This window comes from Microcoleus sp. PH2017_12_PCY_D_A, assembly GCF_020738565.1.
In the GTDB taxonomy this organism is placed as follows: Bacteria; Cyanobacteriota; Cyanobacteriia; order Cyanobacteriales; family Microcoleaceae; genus Microcoleus.
In genome coordinates this window covers 1-1760 of sequence record NZ_JAEQCI010000262.1, presented here as the reverse complement: position 1 = coordinate 1760, position 1760 = coordinate 1, and the positions used below count along the sequence as shown (strand labels likewise).

Annotated in this window: 4 protein-coding genes; all 4 read left to right on the top strand. The window is 47.3% G+C overall.

Features of this window, described 5'->3' with window-relative positions; all coding sequences use genetic code 11:
• Positions 1-163 precede the first annotated feature (163 nt).
• Positions 164-709: a hypothetical protein gene (locus JGK39_RS33455; protein WP_293262874.1), complete on the top strand. Its 546-nt coding sequence runs from the start codon at positions 164-166 to the stop codon at positions 707-709.
• Positions 706-1398, top strand: a complete 693-nt coding sequence (locus JGK39_RS33450) for a hypothetical protein (protein ID WP_293322704.1) — start codon at positions 706-708, stop codon at positions 1396-1398. Before JGK39_RS33455 ends, JGK39_RS33450 begins: the two co-directional genes overlap by 4 nt.
• Positions 1389-1514 (top strand): hypothetical protein, encoded by a 126-nt coding sequence (locus tag JGK39_RS33445; protein ID WP_293299134.1) that lies wholly within the window; start codon positions 1389-1391, stop codon positions 1512-1514. Before JGK39_RS33450 ends, JGK39_RS33445 begins: the two co-directional genes overlap by 10 nt.
• Positions 1507-1760: hypothetical protein (locus JGK39_RS33440; RefSeq protein ID WP_293299131.1), on the top strand; the 254-nt coding region annotated here is incomplete at its 3' end. The genes JGK39_RS33445 and JGK39_RS33440, both read left to right, overlap by 8 nt.

Genomic DNA, 1760 nt, shown 5'->3' with positions numbered 1-1760 from the left:
CTAAGTCAATTCTAATTGGCTCAAGCTCATACAAGTCGGTGCTCGCTGTTTTTTAACAAGTTGCTCTTTTATCTATAAGAGCAACTTGTTAAGAAAAAGTTTAAAGCCAAACATAAACTAAAAAGTTAATAAACTAGAAACATATTTATAAAATCTCTAAAGAATGGCAGTACATACAGCCGGTGCCGGCGCCACAGTAACTGGCGTTTCCCAATCAGCCCCCACTGGGCCCGCCAGCAAAGAACGATATGTTTACGGGCTGCTGGCAAAACTAGAACAAGAAGAAAACAATTTAACTAAAGTTGCCAGTCGAACTGACTCGATCTCAATTAGCGTCAACCTATCCACAAAGCTAGCAACCGTATCCCTCGTTCTCAACTGTCAAGCAACTAATACAAGTGCGGGGCAAGTTACACAAACAGCTACTCATTACTTGACGGGTTCCACCTTCACCAGCGGAACTGGCGGCAGCAGCGCGGCGCCGAACTTGACTCAGGCAGTCATGCAAGGAGTTGTAGACTTGAAACTGCTGGAACTCGACACCGCCAAAAATCCGAGTAACGCCAGCAACGTGCGCCGCTGTCAGTTTGTGCTGGCGGCTTCTGGCGGCACTAATGCTACTTTTAGCGCCGATATAGATTTTCCTGTAGAAGTTTTACAGTTGCCCGGTGGAGGCTCTGTAATTGAAGGTAAGGATTGGCTGCTGTGAGCAATAATTCACTTAGTGGCACTCGAACTTTTCGCCGCTCGATCACCAGCGCTGACGGCACTAATATTATTGAAATTCTCAACTGCTCTGAAGCCTTTGCCGGATACGCAGCACTGGAGTCTAGTTACTACATTGAAAAAAGTTTTTATCTGGAAACGCTCAGCGGTGCCATTTATCTTCCCTCTTTGCGACAAGCTCCTTTCCCTGAGTTGTACCCGGAGATGAATTCGGCTGAAAAAATCGCCGAAATGCTTAAGGTAGAAGAAAAATATCCTTTTCTCGGCTTGAGGTTTCCTGCCCGAAAAGGTACGGGAACGTGGTCTGTTTTGTCAACAGCTAGACTTCAAAACAAGGGTAGAGAGACGACAATTCCTTTTGTTGTTCCGTACCTAACAATCAATCAGCTTAAACTTTTAAGTCCTGACGACAGGCTCGGAATTTCAATAATCAATTACGGTTCCGGGGTGTTGGGGGCTGGCGATTATATCAACTTAGAAGGTGATTTTAGATTTGAGGTTAACTTAATAGAAAAACCCGCTAAATCTATTGGCGCTGCTGTGCCTTACGGTGTTAATATCTCGTCTGCGTCTCCCACTAGATTTAGAGTCGCAAATTCAAATCGCGCCGTGTTTTATGCCAGCAACATTGGGGATTCGGATATATGGATTGCGGTACGGGAATGTACTTAGCGGCTAACGGCGGCAGTTGGAGCATGGGAGAAGACAACAGTCTAAGTGGTGAGTTGTGGGCGATCGCCTCTGGGACTGGCAGCCGCATAGCAGGCATAGAGGCGAGCTATGCCTAGTCGCGTTAGTTCTAAATCACGATTATCTCCCAGCGCCTCGGGGCCGGATCTAAGCAAAAGCGGCTACCCGGATCTCGGCAAAAAAACGGAGCCTTCTGTAAGCACCGGAGGTATCGGCGTCACCCGCGAGGTAGCCAACATAGGAGGGGTTTCGGTGACTGGCGGGGTGAGTGTGGATGTCAGCCCGATACGTCTCGATATTAGCGGTTCGCCGAATTACGAAGATCCTTCAAAAAGCTCAATTTC

Excerpts from the sequence above, each read along its gene's own strand:
- JGK39_RS33455 (WP_293262874.1), top strand. The coding sequence starts at position 164 with ATGGCAGTACATACAGCCGGTGCCGGCGCCACAGTAACTGGCGTTTCC.
- JGK39_RS33445 (WP_293299134.1), top strand. The coding sequence starts at position 1,389 with ATGTACTTAGCGGCTAACGGCGGCAGTTGGAGCATGGGAGAAGACAAC.